This is a genomic window from Thauera terpenica 58Eu (genome assembly GCF_000443165.1).
GTDB lineage: Bacteria > Pseudomonadota > Gammaproteobacteria > Burkholderiales > Rhodocyclaceae > Thauera > Thauera terpenica.
In genome coordinates this window covers 50,328-74,935 of the sequence record NZ_ATJV01000035.1, presented here as the reverse complement: position 1 = coordinate 74,935, position 24,608 = coordinate 50,328, and the positions used below count along the sequence as shown (strand labels likewise).

Below are 24,608 nucleotides of genomic sequence, written 5' to 3'. Positions count from 1 at the left end.
GCGGCTTCAGTCATAGACGGCATGGCGTTTCTCCAGGCGCTGGAAGAACCAGGTCAGCACCAGGGTCATGAACAGGTAGAAGGCTGCGGCAACAACGAAGGGCGTGATCGTGAAGTCGCGCTGCACGATGCCACGCGCGGCGCGCAGCAAGTCGTTGAGGGCGAGCACGTAGATCAGCGAGGTGTCCTTGACCAGGGTGATGGTCTCGTTGCTCATCGGCGGCAGGATGCGCTTGACCACCTGCGGCAGCACGATGCGGCGCATGGTCTGGCCGTAGGAGAAGCCCAGCACGCGTGCGCCCTCGTACTGGCCACGGTCGATGGACTGGATGCCGGCGCGGAAGATCTCGGCGAAATAGGCAGCGTAGTTGAGCGTGAACGCGAGGATCGCCGCCGGAAAGTCGGGCAGACGAACGCCGACCACGGGCAGGAAGGGCAGGGCGTAATAGACGAACAGCAGTTGCAGCATCAGTGGCGTGCCGCGCATCAGCCAGATATAGCCATTCACTGCAGTGCTGGCGGCACGATTGTTGGAGATGCGTATGAGCGCAAGCGCAAGGCCGAGCGGCAGCGCCAGACTCAGGGTGATGAAGAACAGCTTGAGGGTGACCAGCGAGCCTTCGGCAAGCGGGCCGATGATGCTGAGGATGTAGTCCATGTGACCTGTCCGTCCGCCGCCCTGAGGTGTGTTGCCGAGGCGGCGGAGTGGCGTGAGAGGAGAGACGGGTCAGTCGGGACTTACTTGATGATGTCCTTGCCGAACCACTCGGTGGAGATGCGCGCTGCGCTGCCGTCAGCCTTCATCTCGTCCAGGGCCTTTTGCAGCCCGGCAAGCAGCGCGCTGTCGTCCTTGCGCAGGCCGACGCCGTATTCCTCGGTGCCGAAGTTGTCCTCCAGCACGGCGTAATCGTCCGGCCTTTTCGCCGTGTAGTAGCGGCCCACGACTTCATCGAGCACCACCGCATCGAGACGGCCGGTGCTCAGGTCCATGAGCGCGGTGACGTTGTCGCCGAACTTCTTCAGCTCCTTGAACGAAGCTGCGATCGGGTCACGCTGTACGGCGTCGATCGCGCTGCTGCCGTCCTGGATGCCGATCACCCTGGTGGCGAGCTCGGCCTTGGTCTTGATCGTGGAGCTCCTGGGGACGACGATGATCTGGTGGTTTTCCATGTAGGGGCTGGTGAAGGCGATGTTCTTCTTGCGCTCCTCGGTGATGGTCAGCCCGTTCCACAGCATGTCGACGCGCTTGCCGTTGAGCTCGGCTTCCTTGGCGCTCCAGTCGATGGGCTTGAATTCGGCCTCGATGCCCATGCGCCGGGTGGCTTCCTGTGCCATCGAGATGTCGAAACCGACGAGTTCGTTCTTCTCGTTGCGAAAACCCATGGGCGGGAAGTTGTCGTCCAGGCCGATGACGATCTTGGTCGGCAAGGCGGGCGCGGCTGCAGATTGCGCGGCCGGTGCGCTGTCCTTGTTGCCGCAGCCACTGAGCAGGACGCCGGCGGTGAGCGACAGCATCAGCAATGAGGTGAGTTTCTTCATGGTCTTGCCCGAGAGAGTGATCGAGGGCGGGCAGGATGCGCACGCCACTGTTTGACACCGGGTGTGCCGGTGCTGAAGGCGTGATTCTCGCTGCGATGCGACATGGGATCAACCTGCGGGCTTGGGAATGTGCCCGACAGGTTGCGTTTCACTCTCTTTCGGTGCGGAGGAAACGGCGTTGAGGACGCATTTCCCGGCCTGAGTCATCGCCGCGCTCCAGTTCGCGGCGCGGCTCCCGCGGCTCCCGCTGTGCTCGCTCCGAGTGCTCCGGCCTTCCTGCCTGATCGACTGCGCGCGCTTCGGCGCGGAATCGAGGTCGCTCGCCCACTGCCAGTGGGCGGCGCTCGCCCTGTGGGCGGGTCAGTTGCTCGCGTGCTTCGCCTCGTGTGCGCTCACCCTCCCACCGTCGGGGGGCTTCATCCCGGGCCTTGCTGTCGTGCTGCGGGCGTTCTTGCATGGGCTCGCGTTGGCGGAACTCACCTTGCTGAGTCCAGCGCCGATCCCGCCTCTCGCGCGCGTGTTCGCGTTTGCGTTCGTGCGCGAGCGCTCTTTCACGCTCGCGCAGCGCCTCCATGCGACGCCCGCCGTCGTCGCGCCAGTAGCGCTGGGGAGGTCGCGCGTGCATGGGCGGCGGCGCCCAGTAGCCCGGCACCCAGACTTGCTGCCTGCCAATGCGGTTCCAGTAGCCGTCGATCCAGATGGTGTTTGCGGCTGGCGGGTAAGCCCGATATTCGATATGCGACGCCGGGGCCATGATCACCGTCTCGCGCACATAGTCGCGCTCATCATCGGTGTAGCCGTAATCGCGCTCGGGCACCACGGCACAGCCGCCCAAGGCGAGCCCGAGGCTGAGCGCGGGCATCAGCAGCCATGAGGTCTTCATCATCTTCGTCCTTTATTGCGCGTACCGGGAAGCGCGCCTAAGTGTCCGTGACGTCTTGTCCGGACGCGCGCTCCAGGCTGCTTTGACACAGGCTGACGATAGAAGAAAATCGCTCTTCCAGGCGGGGCGCGCGGTAATGAGTTGTAAGGTGCACCCTTGCCTGATCACGGCTTTCGTGCGGGCTTGGAAGCGCCACCAGGGAGCGCTCCCCGCCGGGCAATGAGCAGCTTGATGAAACCCCACCATGACAATAAGGAAAGCGCAATGAGTCTGTCCCGCAACGCGACCCTGGGCGTGCTTTCTGCCCTGCTGCTCAGCGCGTGCAGCCTGTTCGGCGAGCGCGCCGCAGAGCCGTCCGTGGCGGCGCCGGCGCCGGCCCTTGCGGCGGCGGTGGCGCGGATGGCGACCTCGACCTTGCTCGAGGAGCGCTACCGCTGTGGCGCGCGGGTGGCCACGCTGCGCCAGCTCGGTGATGGCGCCAGCCTCGCGGTGGACGGGCGCAGCTGGGCCTTGCGCCCGGAGCCGGTGGCCTCGGGCGTGAAGCGGGTGGCGGTGGATGACGAGCGCACGCTGCTGTGGACCAAAGGCAATGCGGCGCTGCTCGAGATCGAGGGCGTACGCCAGCCCGAATGCACTCTGCTGAGTGAGGACAGGGTGCAGTTTCGCGCCGTCGGCAACGAGCCCGGCTGGCGCCTGGATGTGACCGCGCGTGCCTTGGTGCTGCTCACCGACGACGGCGACACCCGCATCGTGGCTCCCGGCCCACTGCTTGAGGCGCGCGCCGGCCTGCGCCACTATCGCGCTGACAGCGTGGACGGCGAGCTGTCGGCGACCGTGGTCGAGCGCCTGTGTGTGGACAGCATGAGCGCCATGCCGCATCCGGCTGCGGTCGAAGTGAGCTGGCAGGGTCAGACCTTGCGCGGCTGCGGCGGCGAGCCGGTGGAGCTGCTGCTGGGCGAGGTGTGGCAAGTGGTGGACAGCGAGGGGGCAGGCGGCGCCGACCTGCCGCAGATGACGCTGGCTTTCGGCAGCGATGGTCGTATTGCCGGCATCGCCGCCTGCAACCGCTACAGCGGTGCGTTCAGCTTGTCGGGCGAGGGCTTGCGCCTGTCACAGCTGAGCACCACAAGGATGGCTTGCGCGCCGGCGCTGATGGACAGGGAGCAGCGTTTTCTTGCCGCGCTGGGCGCGGTGACGGGCTTTGCCATCGGCGCCGACGGCAGCCTCGAGCTGAAGTCAGGCGAGCGCGTGCTGATGCGCGCGCGCCGCAAGTGATGCGCAGCGCGCCCCGATCCGCGTACGATCACGACCTTGGCGCGGCCTGCGCCACCCCTCTGCCGGGTGTCCTTGCGACCCCGGCCAACGGAGTATCGATGCTGTCCCTGTCCTGTTTTTCTCGTCGCACCCTGTTGCCGCTGCTGACGACGGCGGCTCTCGCTGCCTGTAGCGCAGAAGCGCCACCGCCGCCGCAGGCCCCTGTGCTGTCGGCAGCCGAGCTCGAGGCTGCGAACCGCGCCGTGTTCGAGGCGCTAGACCCCCGCGAACAGGCCGCCAGCGCACGTTTCGAGATGCGCAACGACGGTACGGCGATCGACACCACGACCGGGCTGATGTGGATGCGCTGCGCATTTGGCCAGGTGTGGCAGGCAGGGAGCTGTGCCGGCGAGGCGAAACTGATCAACTGGCACCGGGCGCTGGAGGCAGCCGAAGGCTTTGCTTTTGCCGGCTACGGGGATTGGCGCCTGCCCACGCGTGACGAACTGACGAGCCTGGTGTATTGCAGCTCGGGAGTGCGCCGCGCGCCCGATGCGGACGGCGTGCCCGGCACCTGTGAAGGGGATTACCGTGCGCCCACGCTGCTGCGTGCGGTGTTTCCGGATGCGCCGGTGCACAAGTACTGGTCGGGCACGCAGGACGAACGTCACAGTTTCGGCGCCTGGGGCGTGTCCTTCGTCAATGGCGCAACCGGCGTGGGGGTGCAGACCGAATATGTCCTGCTGCGCCTGGTGCGCAGCACTGCGCACGCGCCGCGGCAGGACTGAGCGCGCGCTTCAGCTGCGCGCCGCGCGCGCTGCGTCGACTTCGACCGGGCGCAGGCGGGCAGCGAGCTTGTCGAGCACGCCGTTGATGAACTTGTGCCCGTCGGTGCCGCCGTAGCCCTTGGCGAGCTCGATGGCCTCGTTGATGACGACGCGATAGGGGGTGTCGATGTTGTGCCGCAGCTCATGCGTGCCCAGCAGCAGGATGGCGTGTTCGACCGGTGACAGCTCGGCCACCGGGCGCGACAGCAGGGGTTCGAAACAATCGCGCAGCTCATCCGCGCTGCTGATCGCCCCGTGCAGCAGGCTGACGAAGAGCTCGCGGTCGGTCTTGTCCAGACTCGCGCTTTCGGCCTCGAGGTGGCGCTGCACCGTGCTCATCGAGTTGCCCGACAGCAGCCACTGATAGACGCCCTGCATGGCCAGTTCGCGCGCACGGCGGCGCGCCATCTTGCTCGTCGGGTTCGTCGGCGTCGCTGCGCCGGGCGCGGCTTCAGCCCCGGCCTGGGCTTCGGGCTCGGGCTGCGGGCGGGGCTTATCCGTAGCGCTCATCGCACCACCTTCAATAAATTGCTCATTTCCACCACCGTGCGTGCGCAGTCGCTGCCTTTCTCGCGCATGCGCGCGATCGCCTGGTCGTCGTCCTCGGTGGTGAGCACGCCGTTGGCGATCGGCAGGCCGGTGTCCAGGCCAATGCGGGTGACGCCGGCGCCCATCTCGTTCGAGACCAGCTCGAAGTGGTAGGTCTCGCCGCGAATCACCGCGCCCAGCGCCACCAGCGCATCGTACTTGCCGCTGTTTGCCATCGTCTGCAGTACGAGCGGAATTTCCAGCGCGCCCGGCACGGTGACGATGCGGATGTCGCTGCGGGCCACGCCCAGCTGCAGCAGTTCGTCAGTGCAGGCCGACAGCAGGCCTTCGCCGATATTGAGATTGAAGCGGGCCATGACGATGCCGACGCGGATGCCGGCGCCGGCCAGGTTGGGGTCGATCTCGTCGATGCCGTCTTGGCGTGCGCCCTGGCGGGCGCTTTCAGGTTGGGTGCGTTGCATGCTGTTCTCTTTGATTCGATCAGTTCTTGTCGACGAAGCCGGTGATTTCCAGGCCGAAGCCGGTCATGCTCGGAATCTTGCGCGGGCTCGCGAGCAAGCGCATCTTGCCTACGTTCAGCGCGCGCAGGATCTGCGCGCCGACGCCGAACAGGCGGGGGTCCCATTTTGCCGGACGGTCCTGGGTGCCATTGAGGCTGGCGAGCAGCTCGCGCCCCGACATCGGGCGGTAGAGCAGCACGATCACCCCGGCCTCGGCCGCGGCCAGGGCCGCGAGCGAATCGTTGACCGGGAAGCTGTGGCGCTTGCTGCTCTGATCGAGGAAGTCCACCACCGAGATCGGCTCATGCACCCGCACCAGGGTTTCGCGCTCGGGGGCGATGTCGCCGCGCGAGAGGGCGAAATGCACGTCGCCCGAGGTCTTGTCCTCGAAGGCCGACAGGCAGAAGCGGCCGTGCACGGTGTCGACGTCCTTTTCGCTGACCTTTTCCACCAGGTGCTCGGTGGCGGCGCGGTACTCGATGAGGTCGCGGATGGCGCCGATCTTGAGGGCGTGTTCCTGGGCGAACTCGATGAGGTCGGGCAGGCGCGCCATGGTGCCGTCGTCCTTCAGGATCTCGCAGATCACAGAGGCCGGCTCCAGGCCCGCGAGCTGGGCGAGGTCGCAGCCAGCCTCGGTGTGGCCGGCGCGGATCAGCACGCCGCCCTTTTGCGCGGTGAGCGGGAAGATGTGGCCGGGGGTGACGATGTCTTCCGGCTTGGCATGGCGAGCGACGGCAGCGAGCACGGTACACGCGCGGTCGTGGGCCGAGATGCCGGTGGTCACACCGCTGGCGGCCTCGATCGACACCGTGAACGCGGTGCCGTGCGGGGTGCGGTTGTCGCGCACCATCTGCTGCAGGCCGAGCTGGCGGCAGCGCTCGTCGGTGAGGGTCAGGCAGATCAGGCCGCGGCCGAAGCGGGCCATGAAGTTGATCGCCTCGGGGGTGACGAATTCGGCCGCCATGACGAGGTCGCCCTCGTTCTCACGGTCCTCTTCGTCCACCAGGATGACCATCTTGCCGGCCTTGATGTCGGCGATGATCTCGGTAATCGGCGCGAGTGCGCTCATGCTGTGTCCTCTATTGGCTTGGCGTGCTCGTGACGCAGGGTGGGGCTTCAGGCGGGCGCGACGTCCTGTTCACTGCGCCAGGCGAGCATGCGCTCGACGTAGCGGGCGATGAGGTCGATCTCGAGATTGACCATGCTGCCCGGGCGCAGGTGCTTGAGGTTGGTCATCGCCACCGTGTGCGGGATGAGATTGATCGAGAAATCGCGCGCAGTGACGGCATTCACCGTCAGGCTGACGCCGTTGATCGTGATCGAGCCCTTCTTTGCGATGTAGCCGGCAATGGCCGCGGGTGCGCGCACGATCAGTTCGTGGCTCTCGCCCACGGGCTCGAACTTCAGCACCTCGCCGACCCCATCCACATGACCGGTGACGAGGTGGCCGCCGAGGCGGTCGGCCAGGCGCAGCGCCTTCTCGAGATTGACTTCAGTGCCGACCTTGTCCAGCCCGACGGTGCAGTTCAGGGTCTCGCGCGAGACGTCATACTTGAGCTGCTGGCCGTCGATGGCGACCACGGTCAGGCACACGCCGCTGTGGGCGATGCTGTCGCCGAGGATGACGTCGGAGAGGTCAAGGCCAGGGGTGTCCACGCTCAGACGGATGCCGTCTGCGAGCGGCTCGATGTGTTCGATGCGACCAACGGCCGCGACGATGCCGGAGAACATGAAGGGTTTGAACCGTAAGGGGAAAGGCGGGATTGTAGGTGAAAAAGCGGCCCTAAAGGGCGCGCTCGAGCACCGTGGCAAAGGGCTCGGCTTTCATGAAACCCACTACGCGCAAGCCCTTGCGCTCGGCGCCGGCGGCGTCGAAGAAGATGATGCCGGGTGGGCCGAACAGACCGAAGCGCTGGAGCAAGGCCTTGTGCTCGGCGCTGTTGGCGGTGACGTCGGCCTTGAGCAGCAGCATGCGCCCCATGCGCTCGGCGACCCGAGGGTCGCTGAAGGTGAAGCGCTCCATTTCCTTGCACGACACGCACCAGTCGGCGTAGAAATCGAGCATCACCGGGCGGTCGGTGGCCTGGAGCCGTGCGTCGAGCTCGGCGATGGAGCCGACCTTGTCGAATGTGGGCAGCGTCGTGGCCACGCTCGCCTGCGCGCGCAGCACCGCCAGCGGCTGCAGCGGGTCACGCGAGCCGGCCAGCGCGCCGATGAGCATGGCGGCGCCACTGAGCAGGAGCACCACACCCACGCCCTTCCAGAAGCGCGCCCAGCCCTTGGCCTGCGGCGGCAGCGGGTCGAGCGCGTGCAGGAAGATGGCCGAGAACACGAGCAGAGCCGCCCAGCCCAACATGGTCGCCAGCGCCGGGATCACCGGGTCCAGCATCCACAGCGCGACCGCCAGCAACATCACGCCGAAGGCCTTCTTGACCCCCTCCATCCACGGCCCGACCTTGGGCAACAGGCTGCGCGAGGCCACGCCCACGGCGAGCAAGGGCGCACCCATGCCCAGTGCCATCACGAACAAGGCCCAGCCGCCGAGCACCGCATCGCCGGTCTGGGCGATGTAGAGCAGGGCGCCCGCCAGTGGCGCGGCGACACAGGGGCCGACGATGAGTGCTGACAGCACGCCCATGATGGCCACGCCACCGAGGCTGCCGCCTTGCTTGTGACTGCTGCTGCTGGCCAGCCGGCTTTGCAGGGAAGACGGCAGTTGGAGCTCGTAAAAGCCGAACATCGACAGCGACAGCAGCACGAAAACAAAGGCGAAACTGCCCAGCACCCACACGTTCTGCAGCGCGGCCGACAGCATCGTGCCGGTGAGGCCGGCGGCGACGCCGGCGAGCGCGTAGGTGATGGCCATGCCCAGCACGTAGGCCAGTGACAGCATGAAGGCGCGCAGGTGTGACACGCGGTGGCCCTGGCCGACGATGATGCCCGAGAGGATGGGGATCATCGGGAAGGTGCAGGGCGTGAACGCCAGCAGCAGGCCGAAGCCGAAGAAGCTGAGCAGGACCAGCGGCACGCTGGCACCGGCGAGCAGGCTGGCGATGTCGCCGCTTTCGTCACCGGAAACGCCAGCGCCCTCCGCCTCGGCGGAGGGCGATGAGGACGAAGCGGAGCTCAGCTCACCGTTGCGCAGCTTGTCGAGGAAGCCAGTGGCGGCCTTTAGCGGTGGTGCGCTGAGATCGATCGCGGCGATCTGGGTGGTCGGTGGATAGCAGATGCCGCCGTCCCAGCAGCCCTGACTGGTGGCGATGAGATCGAAGCGGCTCAGGTCCGCGCCCGCCTGCACCGGTAGCAGGATGCGCAATTCGCCGCGATGGGTTTCCACCTCGCCGAAGAAGTCGTCCTTGTGGGTCTTGCCGACGGGCTTGTCAGGCGTGCCGAAGCCGATGCCGGCAGGCTCGGATTCGAAGCGGAACTTGTCGCCGTAGAGGTAATAGCCCTTCGCGATCTTGAACACCACCTCCACGGTCTCGGCGTCCAGTGCCTGGGCGCTGAGCGCAAAGGCCTTTTCGGGTGCGATGGGGTCGGCATGCGACAGGCTCGGCAGCAGCAGGCTGGCGAGCAGCGAAAGCAGGATCAGCAGGCGGTGCATCGTATTCTTCGCGTTCGGGGTGGGTGGGGCATGAGAGAGGGCGAAAGGGAAAGGGCGCAAGGCAGGCCGATATCAGGTACGGGGAGCGACTTCAGCCGCGACCCAGTCGAGATAGGCTGGCAAGCCCGGCCCCACAGGGACCGCGATGATCTCGGGAAGTTCGTAGGGGTGGAGGCTGAGGATCGCCGCTTCGAGCGCGGCATAGCGTGCTGCGGTGGTCTTGATCATGAGTGGCAGCTCGTGCGCGCTGTCGACGGCGCCCTGCCAGCGATAGACCGAGCGACAGGGCGCGAGGATGTTCACGCAGGCGGCCAGCCCGGCCTCGACAAGCGCATTCGCCAGCGCATGGGCGCAGTCGGCGTCGGGCACCGTGGTCATAACGAGAAGCGTGTCGGCCATGGCGGCTCTCCGGCGGGTGGGGCGGGTGTGTCCCCGGACTTGCTGCGGGGTTTGCTGAGGGGCGGGCTGGGCAGCGCGCAGGGAATCCGCGTCCGGGTGCACGTCAGGGTGTACCACGGGATCCACATCGCCGCGCGGGGTTCGGGTACTTGCGCCTCAGCGCCGCTCAGTGCTCATCGGCGCGGTGTACGTTGCGCGCGACGAGATCGCGGATCAGGTGCAGCTTGCCGTGGAAGAAATGGTCGGCGCCTGGCACCACAATCACCGGTAACTCCTGCGGGCGCGCCCAGTCGAGCACGTTGGTGAGGGCCACGGTTTCGTCGTTCTCACCGTGGATGAGCAGGGTAGGCATGTTTTTCGGCACCGGTGGCGTCTCGTAGTGGCGCGCGCTACCGGTGGTTTCGCCGGCCGCCATGCCCACCAGGACGAGCTGGCGCGGTGGTGCGATGCCGTTGGCGAGACGGTTGGCGATGCGCGTCTGCACGTAGCCGCCGAAGGAAAACCCGGCCAGCGCCAGCGGCATGCTGCCCCAGCGCGATTGCGCCCAGGTGATCACCGACAGCATGTCTTCGGTTTCGCCATTGCCTTCGTCATGCTCGCCCGCGCTCTGGCCCACGCCGCGGAAATTGGGGCGGATTGCGGCGAAGCCGAGGTCGCGGAAGCTGCGCGCCAGAGTGTGCGCCACCTTGTTGGTGTTGGCGCCGCCAAACAAGGGGTGGGGGTGACACACGAGCGCGACGCCGCGCACGCTTTCGGGCGCATCGATGAGGACTTCGATGTGGCCTTCGGCGCCGCGCAGAAGGGCGGATTCAGTGGGCGGCGTGCGCGTCATGCGGCGTCCTCCGGCAGGCGCAGGCGCTCGACGATGCGGCCATGCAGCAGATGGTTGTCGATGATGTCATCGATGTCTTCCTTGTCCACGTAGGTGTACCAGACGTTGTCCGGGTACACCACCAGCACCGGGCCGTCATCGCAACGGCCCAGGCAGCCGGCCGTGTTCACCCGCACGCTGCCCTTGCCCTTGAGGCCGAGTGCGGCGCTGCGTTCCTTGGCGTAGGTCTGCAGTGCGCTGGCCTGGTGGTTGTTGCAACAGGTATCGCCGGCGTTGCGCTGGTTGCAGCAAAAGAAGACGTGATGTTTGAAGTAGCTCATGGTGCCTCGCGCAGGGGCGGCGCACAGTGCGCGCCGTCAGAAGGGGTTGCAGTGGAAGGGTCGATTATAGGTTGCGCACGGCCTTGCCCGGGCGTGCGGCGAGGTGCTCACCACGCCACAGCCCCAGCGCCGACAGGTAGGCGAGGGCGAGGAAGGGCCACAGGCTGTCGACGAGCGCGGTCAGGCCGTGAAAGTTGAGCACGTTGCTGAACTGGGCGAGACTCTGGTTGTAGGCCAGATAAGGGTTCTCCGGCATCAGATTGACGAGCGCGGTGGCGGCCAGCAGGGCGCTGCCGGCGAGCGAGTGTTGCAGCAGCCGGGGCAGCAGCAGCGCGGCCACGAGCAGGGCGCTGCCCATGGCGAGGCCGCGCTCGGCGCCCGGCGTGAGCCAGCCCAGCGGTGCTCCGGGCTCGAAGAAGGTGGCGCTGGCCAGGGTTTTGGCGCCTATGCCCAGCGCCAGCAGCAGCACAATCGGGAGCGGGCTGCGTGCGCGCATCATGCAGCGCGCGAACAGGCCGATGGAGAGCATGGAGGTGACCGTCAATGCGGTGTCGAAGGCGATGAAGCGCTCGGCGCTGAATGGCAGTGGTGCATCGATGCCGAGCAGGCTGCGCAGATCGCCACTGGAAAACAGCAGGTCAGTGGCACTGAGCTGGCCCAGCAACCATAGCCCGAGCAGGATCAGACCGGCCTCGCCGCTGCGTCCGGCGATGATCCAGTCGCTGCGCCAGCGGTGGACGAAGCCGCGCGCCCCAAACCAGGCCTGGCCCCAGCGCACCCCCAGCGCCGCGCCCAGGAACGCCCCGCCGATGTTGCCGCCGAGGTCGAGGTTGCTGGCAACGCGCGTGGGCAACAGGTTCTGTGCAGTTTCCAGACCCAGGCTCAGCAGCGCCGCGAGCACGGTGACCTGCACCACGCCGCGCCAGGCCGACACTGTGGCAGGCAGGGCGGCGGCGGCGAGAAAGCCGAACGGGAGATAGCCCAGGATGTTGAACAGCAGGTCTTCGAGGATGAAGTATCTGGGCCACGGGGCGAGCAGGTAGTCGAACAGCGGCAGGCCGCTCATGCGCCAGCCGCTCAGGGGGTGCAGGCAGGCGTAGGCGATCAGCAGCGCGTAGGCGAGGGCGAGGTTGCGTGCCAGCGAGGTGGACCTTGTGCGACCCATCGTGGGGCTCAGTCGGCGCGCGGCGGCAGGCGGCACAGCGCCTGCGCCTCCTGCGCACTGAGGATGTGGCCGGGCAGCGGAATCAGGCCGGCGACGCGCGCGCGATAGCGCGCGTAGGCTTCGCCATGGAAGGCGAGCAGCTTGCGCTCCTCGAGCAGCGAGCCCAGCCACAGGTAGAGCGTGATGCACAGCGTGCTGATCAGGCGCGCTTCGTCCATGTCGCGCGTCCACAGGATGAGCAGGCCGAGGCTGTACCAAGGATGGCGCACGTAGCGGTGCAGCGGCGACAGTCGCAGGCCGCCCGGGTCTTCCGCGCCGCGGTGGCGACTGTGCCACTGCGCGCTGCCGGAGAACACCGCCATGTCGTAGTAGCGCGTCGACCACACGAAGCCCGCCACCGCGGCGAGCGCGAGCGCGTTCGCCAGCCACGCCCAGGCGCCGCTCCAGGCCCACAGCAGCGCTCCACTCCAGGCCATGGTCAGCCACAGCGGCGGGATGAGCAGCACCACCGCAAGCACGTTGAACGCCAGACGGTAGGCGGGCCCCAGGTCTGGCCAGCGCGTCAGCAGCCAGCGTTTGAAGCCCAGGGCGGCGAGCAGCGAATGCAGCACGGCATAGCCCAGCCAGCTCAGCAGGAGAATGACGATCTGGTTTGCGCTCAGCGTCATCGGAAGGCCTTCGGCTTGGATGGAAAGAAAATCACCCCAAACGGGAATTGAGCTTGCATTGTTTTATGTTGCAGTGCAACATAGACCCATACACCCCACGCACCGATGCAGGGTAACCACAAAACAGGAGCACAGCATGAACGCCACCCCCGAGAAAATGATCGCCACCCTCAAGACTACTGCTGAAGCCCGTGTCAGCGAGCTGTCTGCCGCCAGTGACAGCCTGATGGCCGTCGCCGAACACCTCACCGCGCTGAACCTGAACACCGCCCGTTCGATGATGGACGACGCGGTCGCGCTGAGCCAGTCCATGCTTGCCGTACGTGACCCGAAGGCGCTGGTCGAGCTGCAACTGGCCACCATCACGCCGTCGCTGCAGAAAGGCTTCACCTACGCCAGGACCGTCGCCGAGATCAGCACGCGCGCACAGACCGAACTGCTCAAGCAGGTCGAAGTGGGCATGGCGCAGTGGCTGCAAGGCGTCATCGTCACCCTTGAAGGGCTCAACCGCAATGCGCCGATGGGATCGGACTTCGCCGTGCAGGCGCTCAAGACCGTGGTGGTGAATACCTCGTCGGCCTTCGAGAGCGCGACTCAGCTCGCCAAGCAAGTGTCCGAAGCAGCTCAGACCAACGCCGATCAGGCTGCCGCTGCCGCTGTCGATGCGGTCAATAAGGGCACCAAGGCAACCGTTACGATGCTCAAGACCGCTGCCTGATCAGGGTCTTTGCTAGTGCAAAAAGGCCAGCTCACGAGGCTGGCCTTTTTGCGTTTACACGAGCACCGAGCACGAGCACTGCGGCTTCAGTCGTCCTTGTAGGGTCCGGCCCCGAATCCGATCGGGGCGGGTGCGGAGGCGACCAGTTTGGAGAAGACGCGGCTGAAGTCTTCATCATCCTGCGCACGGGTGCCGTGCATGGGGTCGTCGATGATGAAGCCGGCGTTGGCGTGGGCCCAGTCCTCGGCGGTGAAGTGCTTGCGGATCAGCGGCAGCACCTCGCGCTCTTCGGTGAGCATGTGGCTGCGATAGAAGCTCGCGTAGGTGTCGAAGGCGGTGCGGAAGCTGTCGAAGCCGTCGGCTGCGCCGCTGGCGTAGTGCTTGACGGCGGCCTCGAGCACCGCGATGCGCGCATCGGCGTCGGCGTGCTCGGCCTCGAGCTTGTCGAGCACCGCGTCGGCGTCGCGGGTGCGCGCGCGCAGCGGCGCGAACAGGTAGGCGTCTTCTTTGGGGTGATGGCGCTTTTCGGGGTAGGCGTCGAGGTAGTGCACCATCGCCGCGAGCAGCTTGAAGTCGGGCTGCAGGCGGCCGGCGCCGATCTCCTTGATCATGTGACGGATGGCGTGAATGATCGCCGCCAGCGACTGGTGCTCGTCCATCAGGATGCGCATCGCTTCCATGGCAGGGTGTCCTTTTTTTCGGTGTGGGGCGGGTTCAGGTCGACAGCATCGCCTGATGCTTGCCGCCCAGTCCCAGGTAGGCTTCGATGACGCGCGGATCGTCGGCGAGTTCGTGCGCCGGACCTTGCATGGCGATCTGGCCGGTCTCGAGCACGTAAGCATAGTCGGCCACCTGCAGGGCGGCGCGCGCGTTCTGCTCGACGAGCAGGATGGACACCCCGCGCCGGCGCAGCTCGGCGATGATGCGAAAGATCTCGCGCACGATCAGCGGCGCCAGCCCCAGGCTGGGCTCATCGAGCATCAACAGCTTGGGCTTGGCCATCAGCGCACGGCCCACGGCCAGCATCTGGCGCTCACCGCCCGACATCGTGCCCGCAGCCTGGTCGCGGCGCTCCTTGAGGCGCGGAAACAGCGCGTACACCTCTTCGAGCGTCTGCGCCTGGTCGCGCTTGCCCATGCGGTAGCGCTGAAAGGCACCCAGGGTGAGGTTGTCCTCGACGCTCATCTCGCCGAAGAGCTCACGCTTTTCCGGCACCAGGGTCATGCCGCGCGCGACCATGTGCTCGACCTCGGGCACGATCTCGAGCGTGCCATCGAAGCTCACCTCACCCTTGGAGCCGAGCACACCCATGATGGCCGAGAGCATCGTCGTCTTGCCCGCGCCGTTGGGCCCGATCACGGTGACGATCTGACCCTCGCCCACGGTCAGGCTGGCATTGGTGAGGGCCTCGACCTTGCCGTAGGACACGGTGAGGTCCTTGATCTCGAGCACCGGGTTCAGCGCACCCGTGTTGCCCGGCGTTGTGATGGAAGTCTGTGTCATGGCATCCGTCCTCAATCCACGCCGCCCAGATAGGCCTCGAGCACCGCGGGGTCTTGTTGCACTTCGTCAGGCAGGCCTTCGGCAATCTTCTGTCCGAACTCCATCACCACCACCCGATCCACCAGGCCCATCACGAAGTCCATGTCGTGCTCCACGATCAGCGTTGCCATGCCTTCGGCACGCAGCTTCTTGAGCAACTCACCGAGCGCCTCCTTTTCCTTGAAGCGCAGACCCGCGGCCGGCTCATCGAGCAGCAACAGACAGGGGTCGGCGCACAGCGCGCGCGCGATCTCCAGGATGCGCTGCTGGCCCAGCGCCAGACTGCCCGCTTCCTCGTACATGAACTCGGTGAGGCCAACGCGCTCGATCTGGTAGGCCGCCTCCTTGAGGATGCGCGCTTCTTCCGTGCGATCGAGGCGCCAGGCCGAACTGAGCACGCCCTTGTCGCTTCTGAGGTGAGCGCCGATGGCCACGTTCTCCAGCACCGACATCGTCGGCAACAGCTTCACGTGCTGAAAGGTGCGGCTCATGCCCATGCGGGCGATCTCGCGCGAGTCGCGCCCTGCCACCGGCGCGCCCATGAACAGGACCTCGCCCGAGGTGGGCGTGTCGACGCCCGAGATCTGGTTGAACATGGTGCTCTTGCCCGCGCCATTGGGGCCGATCAGGGCCAGGATCTCGCCCGCCCTGACCTGCAGGCTCATGTTGTTGTTGGCCACCAGGCCGCCGAACTTGCGCGTCACATCCTTGGCTTCGAGGATCAGCTCACCGGCCTGGGGCAGGGTGCGTCGCGGCAGCGCCTCGGCGTTCGCGTCGATCTTCTTGGGTGCCACGCGCACCGGCACCAGCTTGCGCAGGATCGGCCACAGACCTTCGCGGGCGCGATGCAGCACCAGCACCATCAGGCCACCGAACACGATCATCTCGAAGTTGCCGCTCGCGCCCAGCAGGCGTGGCAGCCAATCCTGCAGCCACTGCTTGAGCACGGTGATCAGGCCCGCACCGACGACGGCGCCCCACACATGACCGGCGCCACCGATGACCGCCATGAACAGATACTCGATGCCGATATGCACACCGAACGGGGTCGGGTTGATGAAGCGTTGCATGTGGGCGTAGAGCCAGCCCGAGGCACAGGCGTGGAGCGCGGCGATGACGAAGATGATCATGCGTGCGCGCGCCGTATCCACGCCCATCGCCTCGGCCATCACGCGCCCACCCTTGAGCGCGCGGATGGCACGCCCCTCGCGCGAATCGAGCAGGTTGTGGGTGGTCAGCATCGCCACCAGCAGGAAGACCCAGATCAAGTAGTAGATCTCGCCGCCCTCGTCGAGCTCCCAGCCAAAGAGCGAGATCGGCGGCACGCCGCTGATGCCGGTGTGCCCGCCCAGGCTTTGCATGGTGCCGAACAGGTAATACAGGCTGATGCCCCAGGCGATCGTGCCCAGCGGCAGGAAGTGACCCGACAGCTTCAGCGTCAGCGAGCCGAGGATGATCGCCACCGTGGCGGTGATCAGCAGCCCGGCCACGAGCGTGAGCCAGGGCGAAGTGCCCACCCAGGCCAGCCAGGTGGGCAAGTCGGTGGCGGTGGTGAGCGCCGCCGTGGTGTAGGCCCCCAGGCCGACGAAGGCGGCCTGGCCAAAGCTGGTGAGCCCGCCCACGCCGGTGAGCAGCACCAGGCCCAGCGCCACCATGGCATACAGACCAATGTAGTTGAGCAAGGTGACGTAATACGGTGAGAGCACCACAGGCACCACCAGCAGCAGCACCATGAAGCCGCCCAGCAGCAGTCGATCGGGCCTCATTCTTCTTCCTCCACATGGCGGCTATTCAAGGAGCGCCACAACAGCACCGGGATGATCAGGGTAAAGACGATGACTTCCTTGTAGGCACTGGCCCAGAACGAGGCGAAGGCCTCGAGTAAACCCACGATGAGTGCGCCGAGCGCAGCGACCGGGTAGCTCGCCAAGCCGCCGATGATGGCCGCCACGAAGCCCTTGAGCGCGATCAGGAAGCCGGTGTCGTAATAGATGGTGGTGATGGGGGCGATCAGCACCCCCGACAGCGCCCCGATGAAGGCGGCGAGAAAGAAGGTGAGCTTGCCTGCGAGCGTGGGCGAGATGCCCATCAGGCGCGCGCCCACGCGGTTGATCGCGGTCGCGCGCAGGGCCTTGCCGTACAGCGTGCGCTCGAAGAACTGGTAGAGCGCGACGATGAGCAGGGACGAGACCGCCAGCACCCACAGCGTCTGCCCGCTGATCATGAGCGGCCCCAGATCGAAGCTGGCGTCGCTGAATGCGGGCGTGCGCTGGCCTTCGGCGCCGAAGAACAGCAGCCCCAGACCGACCATCGTGATATGCAGCGCCACCGACACGATGAGCAGGATGAGCACGGGTGCGGAGGCAATCGGCTGGTACATGAGGCGATACATCATCGGCCCCAGGGGCACCACCACGCCCAGCGTGAGCAGCACTTGCACGGCCAGCGGCAGCTCATTGACCGGCAGCCCGGCGAGCACGGCCAGCAGCGCGAGCGGATAAACGAGGTTCCAGCCCGCCACCGCTGCGGCACGCCGCACCTGGCCCGCGCGCAAGGCGGCGCTGCCGTCGAGTGCGGTCACCAGCACCCCCATCACCAGCAGCAGCCACACGGTGGCGGGGACCGTGCCGCCTTGCATCATCGCCAGCGTGAGTGCGCCGTAGGCCACGAACTCGCCTTGCTGGATGAAGATCACCCGTGTCACTGCGAACACCAGCACCAGTGCCAGCGCCAGCAGCGCGTAAATCGCGCCGTTGGTGATGCCGTCCTGGCCCAGAATCAGTGCAATTTCCATATCCATGGATAAGCCCCGTCCGCGCTGGACGTCACCGGCCAGCGTATAGATTCGATTTGTCGCGCCGGCGTCGCCGGCATGAAGGCGTGAGCGCTACTGCGCTCACGCCTTCAGCAGAGGATTACTTCAGCAGCGACCATTCGCCGTTGCGGATCTCGATCATCACGCGTGAGCGCTCGTCAAGACCCAGATGGTCTTCGGCGCTCATGGTGTAGATACCGGTCGCACCAGCCGCCTCCTTGACGCCTTCGAGGGCATTGCGCAGTTCGGCGCGGAACTCGGGCGTACCCGGCTTGGCTGCCTTCAGCGCAGTCGGCACGGCCGCCTGGAGCAGCACGCCGGCATCCCATGCGTAGCCACCGAAGCTCGAAATCGAGCCCTCGCCATGGGCGGCCTCGTATTTCTCGACATAGACCAGCGCACTGGCCTTCACTGGATTGCTGTCGGGCAGGCTGCGGGCCATCTGCAACGGACCGACGGGAAGCAAGGTGCCTTCGCAGTCCTTGCCGCAAATGCGCAGGAAGTCGTTGTTGGCCACGCCGTGGGTCTGGTAGATCGGGCCTTTGTAGCCGCGCTCACGGAGTGCCTTTTGCGGCAGTGCCGCCGGCGTGCCCGAACCGGCAATGAAAATGGCGTCAGGCTTGGCGGACATCAACTTCAGGGCCTGGCCCGTGACCGAGGTGTCGGCCGGGTTGAAGCGCTCGTTGGCGGCGATTTCGATGCCCTGCGCATCGGCCTGCTTCTTGAACTGTTCGTACCAGCCCTCGCCATAGGCATTGGCGAAGCCAATGAAGGACACCTTCTTGACCTTGTTGGCGGTCATGTGGGCGATGATCGCCGATGCCATCTGCAGATCGTTCTGCGGTGTCTTGAAGATCCAGCGCTTCTTGTCGTCCATCGGCGAGACGATGCGTGCCGAGGCGGCCATCGAGATCATCGGCGTCTGCGTTTCGGCGGCGACGTCGATCATTGCCAGCGATGCCGGGCTGGTGGTCGAGCCGATGATGACGTCGACTTTTTCCTCATCAACGAGCTTGCGTGCGTTCTTGACCGCCGTGGTGGTGTCGGAGGCGTCGTCGAGCACGATGTAGCTCACGCTTTCACCGCCGATGGTCGTCGGCAGCAGCGCGATCGAGTTTTTTTCCGGGATGCCCAGCGAGGCGGCGGGGCCGGTGGCGGACAGTACGACGCCGACCTTCAGTTCGGCGTGTGCGGCGGTGGCGGCGAAAGCGAGGCCGATGGCGGCCAGCAAAGTGTTACGTAGCTTCATGGTGTCTCCTCCAGTGATTCAACAAGATGCCGGGACCTTGTGCCCGGCTTGTCTTTGGTGTGCCGCTCCAGCCGTGTCGCATCTTGTGACTGCGTTTGCGATGGGGCTGAGTGGGCTTGGGGTTCTTGGTGGCGAGTATTCTGAAATACAGAACTCGTTCTGCTTATTAGAAATGATACAAAAGGGTCCGTCAACACAAAAAAATGTATCGGATCGGCAGGATCACGTGCTTCATCGCCTGAGTGGAAGGCGGCATGCTCGTGCTGCGCGCTCGTGCCTGGGGCTTGGTGTGGCCACGCCCCAGGCTTCAATCGGAGCTGGGAGCGGGGTCCGCGGCAGTGTCGGACGAGATGGTGGCGCCGAGTCGAACCGAAAGGGCGCGCCCGGCCTGGCGCAGCGCGGCAAGAGTGGAGCTTCCGGTCTCAAGGTCCAGCGTGTCTTTGACGCCGACGATGGCGATCGCCATGGCGATTTCGTTCTTGAAGTTGAATACCGGAACCGCGGCGGCCTCCACGTTGCGGGCGAAGTAATGCCGGGAAATGACGGCGATACCTTGCTTGCGCACATCCGCGAGCAGGTGGCGCGCATCCTCGAGCGTGCGGATGTCCGCGGGTGCCTTGCCGGACTCGATTTCCTGGCGGAGCGTGGCTTCGGTCTGGGCTTCGGGCAGCCAGGCGCTGAACACCCGGCCCGCGGCCGAGCTCAATAGACGGAGATTGGTGCCGGTGAGCACGTTGACCGTGATCGGCTTGCGCGGACGCTCCCAGCGCACGATCACCGGGCCGTTGTCGTTCCATACTGCAAGGGCGATGGTTTCATTGGTGACATCGCGCAAGTCGGTGATTGCGGCCAGGCCGAGGCGGATGCGGTCGACGCGATCGAGTGCCACCAGCCCCAGATTGAGTGCGAAAGGACCGAGGTCATAACGAGATGTGAGCCGGTCCTGTTCCACCAGGCCGGTGCGGATCAGACTGACAAGGTAGCGGTGTGCCTTGGACGGCGGCATGTCTGCAGCCAGTGCGATGTCCTTGAGCATCATCGAGCGCTTGCCAGCAGCCATCGCTCGCAGGATGCTGATGCCAACCTCGAGCGACTGTACGCCATGCTTTCCTTCCAGTTCGTCGTTCATGATTCGTTCCGGATCAAAATTTCTTATTGAAGAAGCCATTTCTTTATATGTAACATAAGCCAATTTCAAGGAGAACAGCAATGACCCGCTTAAAGGTCTATGCCATCGACGGCATCGTACCGGTGGTTGACCCGAGCGCTTACGTGCATCCATCGGCGGTGCTGATCGGTGACGTCATTGTCGGGCCCGACTGCTACGTCGGACCGTGCGCAAGTCTGCGCGGCGATTTTGGCCGGCTGATCCTTGAGCGAGGATCCAACCTGCAGGACACCTGCGTCATGCATGGCTTTCCCGGCACCGATACGGTGGTGGAAGAGGATGGGCATATCGGCCACGGGGCGGTGCTGCACGGTTGTAGGGTGGGGCGCAACGCGCTCATCGGCATGAACGCGGTGATCATGGATAACGCCGTGATTGGCGAGTCGTCCATCGTGGCCGCATCAGCTTTCGTCAAGGCGGGGATGGAGATCCCGCCGCGGGTGCTGGTTGCCGGCATGCCAGCGAAGGTGATTCGCGCCTTGTCGGACGAAGAGGTGCGTTGGAAGAGCGCGGGTACGGCGACCTATCAGGATCTCGCGCGGCGCTCGCTGGCGACGATGGAGGAAACCGTACCCCTGCTCGCCGTCGAGCCGGGGCGCAAGCGCATCCATATGCCCGAAGTGGTGCCGCTGGTGGCCTTGCGCAACAAGGATGACTGAACCGCGCGCTGCGCCAGTCGAGGCTCAAGCCTCGTCGAGCAAGGGATCAGCGTCCTGAAAGCGCTCGAGCAGGCGCGTAGAGGCCTCGGGCGCGTGTCCGTCGGCGAGTTGCAGATGGTTGTCGAGGTGGCGCTCGGAGGCCGTGAGCAGGCGGCGATAGAGCTCGCGGCACAGCTGGCGCGCCTTGTGGCCGGGCCAGTTGCTCGGGAGCAGGACGTCCGGCAAGGCGGGGTCGCGCAGCAGCAGGCGACGATAGTCGTGAATCAGCAGCACGCGCAGCAAGAAGGCGTCTTCGTCACTGAGATCCCCTGCACCATCGCGTAGCTGTGTCAGCGCAGGCTGATAGCGGTCCACGAAGCGCAGATAGGTTTGTGCGAGGTGCTCAAGGTTCCATGCGTGGCGCACCATTTCCGCGTCACTGGCCGCGGTTCCCGGTGCGGCATCGGCCGCCATCAGCGGCTTCAGTTTATGCACGAATTCGCCCAGCCCTTCCGCCACTAGCGTATCGAAGGCGCTGATCAGATTGGCGCTGGGGTGCACGAAGCAGTCACCGTTCAGGACCCCGAAGCCTTGCCAGAACAGGGCCCTGCGCAAGCGCTCGCGGTCCTTGGCGGCAAGCTCACCAACGCTGATGATGAGTCGCCAGCGCCGATCCCATTGCGGCGTCGCGGAGGCGTACACAAGGCGTGATACCTCTTCGATGCGTTGTAACCCGGATGGGGTGAGCAGGTAGTTGGTGCGTCTGCCGCAGGGTTCGCTTTGCAGCCATTCATCGCGTGCGAGGCGAAAAACCGAAGTGCGCACCAGGCGGTCATTCAGGCCCAGGGTTTCGAGCAGGCGAATCAGGCTTCCCAGCCAGATGCGTCCTCCGCGCGGCACGACCGCGTCTCCGAACACCGAAATGATCAGTGCTGCCGCGCGGATGCGGTCCTGGCGGCGAAATTCGTCGATGCGTTGCTGGATGGGAGTCGACACGCGGGCGTCATCGGGGGCTGCGGATGGGGGGCCAGAAGTCTAGCGATTTCGTCGTCATCCGTACAGCGTCGGGGCGGTGTTCAATGAGCGCGTCGAGCTTCAGCCTGGTGCTTGTAGTGGACCTGCGGGTCGATGTGAGGCGCCTGCATTGAGACAGGGATGGCAGCGCAGCAACAATTTTCACGCTGTGAAAAAACGATACTAAATAAAAAGAAAACAGCACAAATTGGTATCACGTAGGCCTGCGGTGTAGGATTCCCAAAACAATTAACAGCAAGATAAATATTCTTTTAGGGTTAAAAATGATGAGCTAACTAATTAATTTAAATCACATTTTTAATGTGAAAATCAGTTCTGTATAGAGTAATAGAGGCGGTTTTACGCTCATGAATGAGATACACGTATTGACAGCGTATTGAGCGATTTGTATCGTTATGCCCAGAATCAGTCACCCGGAGAGAGACGAATGACCCACCCCCTGCTTGAAAAGCATCGCGCAACGCTGGAGGGCGCGCTCAGTGCCATCGCCACCCGCGGCTACTGGTCACCCTATGCTGAAATGCCCAGCCCCAAGCTGTATGGCGAGACTGCGCCGCAGGACGGCAAGCGTGCTTTCGAGGCCCATCTGGGCAAGCGCTTCGAGCTCGAGCAGCCTGGCCAGACCGGCTGGCATGGCGGGGAAGTGTCGCCCTACGGTGTCGCGCTTGATGTCAGCTATCCGGTGTGTGAGCCCGAAGCCCTGATCGACGCTGCCAATGCGGCCGCGAAGTCCTGGCAGGCGGTGGGTGCCGATGGGCGCATCGGCATCTGTCTGGAGATTCTCGATCGCCTCAACAAGCAAAGTTTCGAGATCGCGCATGCGGTCATGATGACCTCCGGCCAGGGCTGGATGATGGCCTTTCAGGCGGGTGGGCCGCACGCCCAGGACCGCGGCCTCGAGGCCGTCACCTACGCCTGGCGCGAGCAGAGCTTCGTGCCCACCGAGACCACCTGGGAAAAGCCGCAGGGCAAGAACCCGGCGCTGGTCATGAAGAAGCACTACCAGATCGTCGGTCGCGGTGTGGGCCTGGTCATCGGTTGCGGCACCTTCCCGACCTGGAACACCTATCCGGGCCTGTTCGCCACCCTGTCCACCGGCAACCCGGTGATCGTCAAGGCGCACAGCAACGCCATCCTGCCGGCGGCCATCACCGTGCGCACGATCCGCGCCGTGCTCGCCGAGAACGGCGTCGACCCCAACCTGGTGAGTCTGTGCGTCGCCACCCAGCGCACCGTCACCCAGGCGCTCGCAACCCATGCGGCAGTCAAGTCGATCGACTTCACCGGCAGCAACGTATTTGGCCAGTGGTTGATCGAAAACGCGCGCCAGGCTCAGGTCTATGCCGAGCTGGCAGGGGTCAACAACATCGTCATCGACTCCACCGACGCCTACAAGGCCATGCTGGGTAACCTGGCTTTCACCTTGTCGCTGTTCTCGGGTCAGATGTGCACCACGACGCAGGTCATCGTCGTTCCGTCCGGCGGCATCGACACCGACGAAGGGCACAAGACCTACGACGAGTTCTGCGCCGACCTGGCCAAAGCCGTCGAGCGTTTCCTGTCCAAGCCCGAGGTCGCGCATGCCGTGCTGGGCGCGATCCAGTCTGCCGATACGGTCGAACGCATCGACATCGCCAACAGCGGTGCCTTGGGCAAGGTCGTGCTCGCCTCGAAGGCGCTGGAAAACCCGGAATTTCCGGCTGCAAAGGTGCGCACGCCAGTGCTGCTGGCCTGCGATGCGGCTGATGAGCAGGCCTTCATGGAAGAGCGCTTCGGCCCGATCAGCTTCATCGTCAAGGCTGCCGACACGGCCGCTGCAATCGCCTTGTCCGAGCGTGCAGTGACGGTCCATGGCGCCCTCACCGTGGGTGTGTATTCGACCCGGCGCGAGGTCATCGACGCCATGACCGAAGCCACCTGGCGGGGCAAGGTCGCGCTGTCGATCAACCTCACCAGTGGCGTGTTCGTCAATCAATCCGCGGCCTTCTCCGACTACCACGGCACCGGCGGCAACCCGGCGGCCAACGCGTCCTACTCGGACTCGGCCTTCGTCGCCAACCGCTTCCGCGTCGTCCAGCGTCGCTATCACGTCTGAGGAGTGAACATGGACTACCGCAACATCCTCTACTCGACAGAAGGCGGCATTGCACGCCTGACACTGAGCCGCCCGGACAAGCTCAACAGCTTCACCGGCGAGATGCATGCCGAGTTGCGTGACGCCCTGGACCGCATTCAAGCCGATGGCTCGGTGCGCGTGCTGGTGCTCAGTGGCGCAGGGCGCGCCTTCTGTGCCGGTCAGGATCTGGCCGACCCCGAGATGTCGGCGCTGCCCGACGGGCGCCTGGCTGACATCGGCAATGTGGTCGAGAACAACTACAAGCCCCTCATCCTGCGCCTGCAGAACCTGCGCGTGCCCACCATCGCCGCGGTCAACGGCATCGCCGCCGGCGCCGGTGCCAGCGTGGCCCTGGCCTGCGATCTGGTGGTGGCGACCAAGTCGGCGTCCTTCCTCCAGGCCTTCAGCAAGGTCGGCCTGATTCCGGATACCGGCGGCACCTGGTTCCTGCCGCAACGTGTCGGCATGGCGCGGGCGATCGGGTTGGCCATGCTGGCCGACAAGCTACCCGCCGAAAAAGCCGCCGACTGGGGCCTGATCTGGGCCGCTTACGAGGACGCCGAATTCAGCGCCAAGGTCGACGCAATGGCGGCGCAACTCGCTGCCATGCCAACCAAGGCTCTGGTACGTACCCGCCAGGCCATGCACGCGGCCGCCAGCCACACCCTCGAGCAACAGCTTTCCTTCGAAGGGGGCTTCATGCGTGAGCTGGGTTGGAGTCCGGATTACGCCGAAGGCGTCGCCGCCTTCATGGAAAAGCGCGCACCGAAGTTCACCGGGCAATGAGC

26 protein-coding genes are annotated in these 24,608 nt (G+C 65.4%); 6 read left to right on the top strand and 20 right to left on the bottom strand.

Going from position 1 to position 24,608, the window contains the following annotated elements:
* Positions 1-6 precede the first annotated feature (6 nt).
* From M622_RS24365 to M622_RS24355, 3 genes are all read right to left on the bottom strand, one after another.
* Positions 7-657, bottom strand: a complete 651-nt coding sequence (locus tag M622_RS24365; RefSeq protein WP_021248181.1) for an amino acid ABC transporter permease — start codon at positions 655-657, stop codon at positions 7-9.
* 80 nt (positions 658-737) lie between these two features.
* The gene (locus tag M622_RS24360; RefSeq protein ID WP_031346307.1) at positions 738-1,538 is read right to left on the bottom strand and encodes an amino acid ABC transporter substrate-binding protein; all 801 of its coding nucleotides are present in this window, start codon (positions 1,536-1,538) and stop codon (positions 738-740) included.
* Positions 1,539-1,686: 148 nt separating this feature from the next.
* The gene (locus M622_RS24355) at positions 1,687-2,424 is read right to left on the bottom strand and encodes a YXWGXW repeat-containing protein (protein WP_157281947.1); all 738 of its coding nucleotides are present in this window, start codon (positions 2,422-2,424) and stop codon (positions 1,687-1,689) included.
* Between the two features lie 261 nt (positions 2,425-2,685).
* Between M622_RS24355 and M622_RS24350 the strand changes: the two genes are divergently transcribed.
* Together M622_RS24350 and M622_RS24345 are read left to right on the top strand one after the other, a co-directional pair.
* The gene (locus tag M622_RS24350; RefSeq protein ID WP_021248177.1) at positions 2,686-3,696 is read left to right on the top strand and encodes an META domain-containing protein; all 1,011 of its coding nucleotides are present in this window, start codon (positions 2,686-2,688) and stop codon (positions 3,694-3,696) included.
* 98 nt (positions 3,697-3,794) lie between these two features.
* Positions 3,795-4,463 (top strand): Lcl C-terminal domain-containing protein, encoded by a 669-nt coding sequence (locus M622_RS24345; protein ID WP_021248176.1) that lies wholly within the window; start codon positions 3,795-3,797, stop codon positions 4,461-4,463.
* A 9-nt stretch (positions 4,464-4,472) separates the two neighbouring features.
* Here M622_RS24345 and nusB read toward each other — a convergent pair whose 3' ends face one another.
* The 10 genes from nusB to M622_RS24295 all read right to left on the bottom strand — a co-directional run bounded on the left by nusB (position 4,473) and on the right by M622_RS24295 (position 12,539).
* Complete coding sequence (gene nusB / locus M622_RS24340; protein ID WP_021248175.1) at positions 4,473-5,012, bottom strand: transcription antitermination factor NusB; 540 nt, start codon at positions 5,010-5,012, stop codon at positions 4,473-4,475.
* On the bottom strand, positions 5,009-5,512 hold the full coding sequence (gene ribH, locus M622_RS24335; protein ID WP_021248174.1) for a 6,7-dimethyl-8-ribityllumazine synthase: 504 nt from the start codon (positions 5,510-5,512) through the stop codon (positions 5,009-5,011). Before ribH ends, nusB begins: the two co-directional genes overlap by 4 nt.
* A 19-nt stretch (positions 5,513-5,531) precedes the next feature.
* Complete coding sequence (gene ribBA, locus M622_RS24330; RefSeq protein WP_021248173.1) at positions 5,532-6,620, bottom strand: bifunctional 3,4-dihydroxy-2-butanone-4-phosphate synthase/GTP cyclohydrolase II; 1,089 nt, start codon at positions 6,618-6,620, stop codon at positions 5,532-5,534.
* Between the two features lie 47 nt (positions 6,621-6,667).
* Positions 6,668-7,282: a riboflavin synthase gene (locus M622_RS24325; RefSeq protein WP_021248172.1), complete on the bottom strand. Its 615-nt coding sequence runs from the start codon at positions 7,280-7,282 to the stop codon at positions 6,668-6,670.
* Positions 7,283-7,334: 52 nt separating this feature from the next.
* The gene (gene dsbD, locus M622_RS24320) at positions 7,335-9,155 is read right to left on the bottom strand and encodes a protein-disulfide reductase DsbD (RefSeq protein WP_021248171.1); all 1,821 of its coding nucleotides are present in this window, start codon (positions 9,153-9,155) and stop codon (positions 7,335-7,337) included.
* Between the two features lie 72 nt (positions 9,156-9,227).
* Positions 9,228-9,554, bottom strand: coding sequence for a divalent-cation tolerance protein CutA (cutA, locus tag M622_RS24315; protein WP_021248170.1), 327 nt, complete (start codon positions 9,552-9,554; stop codon positions 9,228-9,230).
* 166 nt (positions 9,555-9,720) lie between these two features.
* Positions 9,721-10,386, bottom strand: coding sequence for an alpha/beta hydrolase (locus tag M622_RS24310; RefSeq protein WP_021248169.1), 666 nt, complete (start codon positions 10,384-10,386; stop codon positions 9,721-9,723).
* Entirely contained in the window at positions 10,383-10,706 is a 324-nt protein-coding gene (locus M622_RS24305) for a (2Fe-2S) ferredoxin domain-containing protein (protein WP_021248168.1), read from the bottom strand. Before M622_RS24305 ends, M622_RS24310 begins: the two co-directional genes overlap by 4 nt.
* 64 nt (positions 10,707-10,770) lie before the next feature.
* Entirely contained in the window at positions 10,771-11,871 is a 1,101-nt protein-coding gene (locus M622_RS24300; protein WP_031346305.1) for a VanZ family protein, read from the bottom strand.
* Between the two features lie 8 nt (positions 11,872-11,879).
* Positions 11,880-12,539, bottom strand: coding sequence for a methyltransferase family protein (locus tag M622_RS24295; RefSeq protein WP_021248166.1), 660 nt, complete (start codon positions 12,537-12,539; stop codon positions 11,880-11,882).
* Positions 12,540-12,675: 136 nt separating this feature from the next.
* Here M622_RS24295 and M622_RS24290 point away from each other — a divergent pair, with 136 nt between their 5' ends.
* A complete protein-coding gene (locus tag M622_RS24290) occupies positions 12,676-13,257 on the top strand; it encodes a phasin family protein (protein WP_021248165.1) in 582 nt (193 codons plus the stop codon).
* Between the two features lie 86 nt (positions 13,258-13,343).
* On the opposite strand, the gene M622_RS24285 is transcribed toward M622_RS24290, so the two are convergent.
* From M622_RS24285 to M622_RS24260, 6 genes are all read right to left on the bottom strand, one after another.
* On the bottom strand, positions 13,344-13,937 hold the full coding sequence (locus M622_RS24285; RefSeq protein WP_021248164.1) for a hemerythrin domain-containing protein: 594 nt from the start codon (positions 13,935-13,937) through the stop codon (positions 13,344-13,346).
* A 34-nt stretch (positions 13,938-13,971) separates the two neighbouring features.
* Complete coding sequence (locus M622_RS24280) at positions 13,972-14,760, bottom strand: ABC transporter ATP-binding protein (protein ID WP_021248163.1); 789 nt, start codon at positions 14,758-14,760, stop codon at positions 13,972-13,974.
* A gap of 11 nt (positions 14,761-14,771) precedes the next feature.
* The gene (locus M622_RS24275) at positions 14,772-16,565 is read right to left on the bottom strand and encodes a branched-chain amino acid ABC transporter ATP-binding protein/permease (RefSeq protein ID WP_021248162.1); all 1,794 of its coding nucleotides are present in this window, start codon (positions 16,563-16,565) and stop codon (positions 14,772-14,774) included.
* Positions 16,562-17,599 carry a branched-chain amino acid ABC transporter permease gene (locus M622_RS24270; RefSeq protein ID WP_031346304.1) on the bottom strand — a complete coding sequence of 346 codons (1,038 nt, stop codon included), beginning with the start codon at positions 17,597-17,599 and terminating at the stop codon, positions 16,562-16,564. Before M622_RS24270 ends, M622_RS24275 begins: the two co-directional genes overlap by 4 nt.
* Positions 17,600-17,714: 115 nt before the next feature.
* Positions 17,715-18,863, bottom strand: coding sequence for an ABC transporter substrate-binding protein (locus M622_RS24265; protein ID WP_021248160.1), 1,149 nt, complete (start codon positions 18,861-18,863; stop codon positions 17,715-17,717).
* Positions 18,864-19,170: 307 nt separating this feature from the next.
* The gene (locus tag M622_RS24260; RefSeq protein ID WP_021248159.1) at positions 19,171-19,992 is read right to left on the bottom strand and encodes an IclR family transcriptional regulator; all 822 of its coding nucleotides are present in this window, start codon (positions 19,990-19,992) and stop codon (positions 19,171-19,173) included.
* Positions 19,993-20,072: 80 nt separating this feature from the next.
* Here M622_RS24260 and paaY point away from each other — a divergent pair, with 80 nt between their 5' ends.
* Positions 20,073-20,690 carry a phenylacetic acid degradation protein PaaY gene (paaY, locus tag M622_RS24255; protein WP_021248158.1) on the top strand — a complete coding sequence of 206 codons (618 nt, stop codon included), beginning with the start codon at positions 20,073-20,075 and terminating at the stop codon, positions 20,688-20,690.
* Between the two features lie 24 nt (positions 20,691-20,714).
* Here the strand turns inward: paaY and paaX are convergent, their stop codons facing one another.
* A complete protein-coding gene (paaX, locus tag M622_RS24250) occupies positions 20,715-21,665 on the bottom strand; it encodes a phenylacetic acid degradation operon negative regulatory protein PaaX (protein ID WP_021248157.1) in 951 nt (316 codons plus the stop codon).
* 466 nt (positions 21,666-22,131) lie between these two features.
* On the opposite strand from paaX, the gene paaN reads away from it, so the two are divergent.
* The gene (gene paaN / locus M622_RS24245) at positions 22,132-23,799 is read left to right on the top strand and encodes a phenylacetic acid degradation protein PaaN (protein ID WP_021248156.1); all 1,668 of its coding nucleotides are present in this window, start codon (positions 22,132-22,134) and stop codon (positions 23,797-23,799) included.
* A 9-nt stretch (positions 23,800-23,808) separates the two neighbouring features.
* Positions 23,809-24,606 (top strand): 2-(1,2-epoxy-1,2-dihydrophenyl)acetyl-CoA isomerase PaaG, encoded by a 798-nt coding sequence (paaG, locus tag M622_RS24240; protein ID WP_021248155.1) that lies wholly within the window; start codon positions 23,809-23,811, stop codon positions 24,604-24,606.
* The last annotated feature ends 2 nt before the right edge of the window (positions 24,607-24,608 follow it).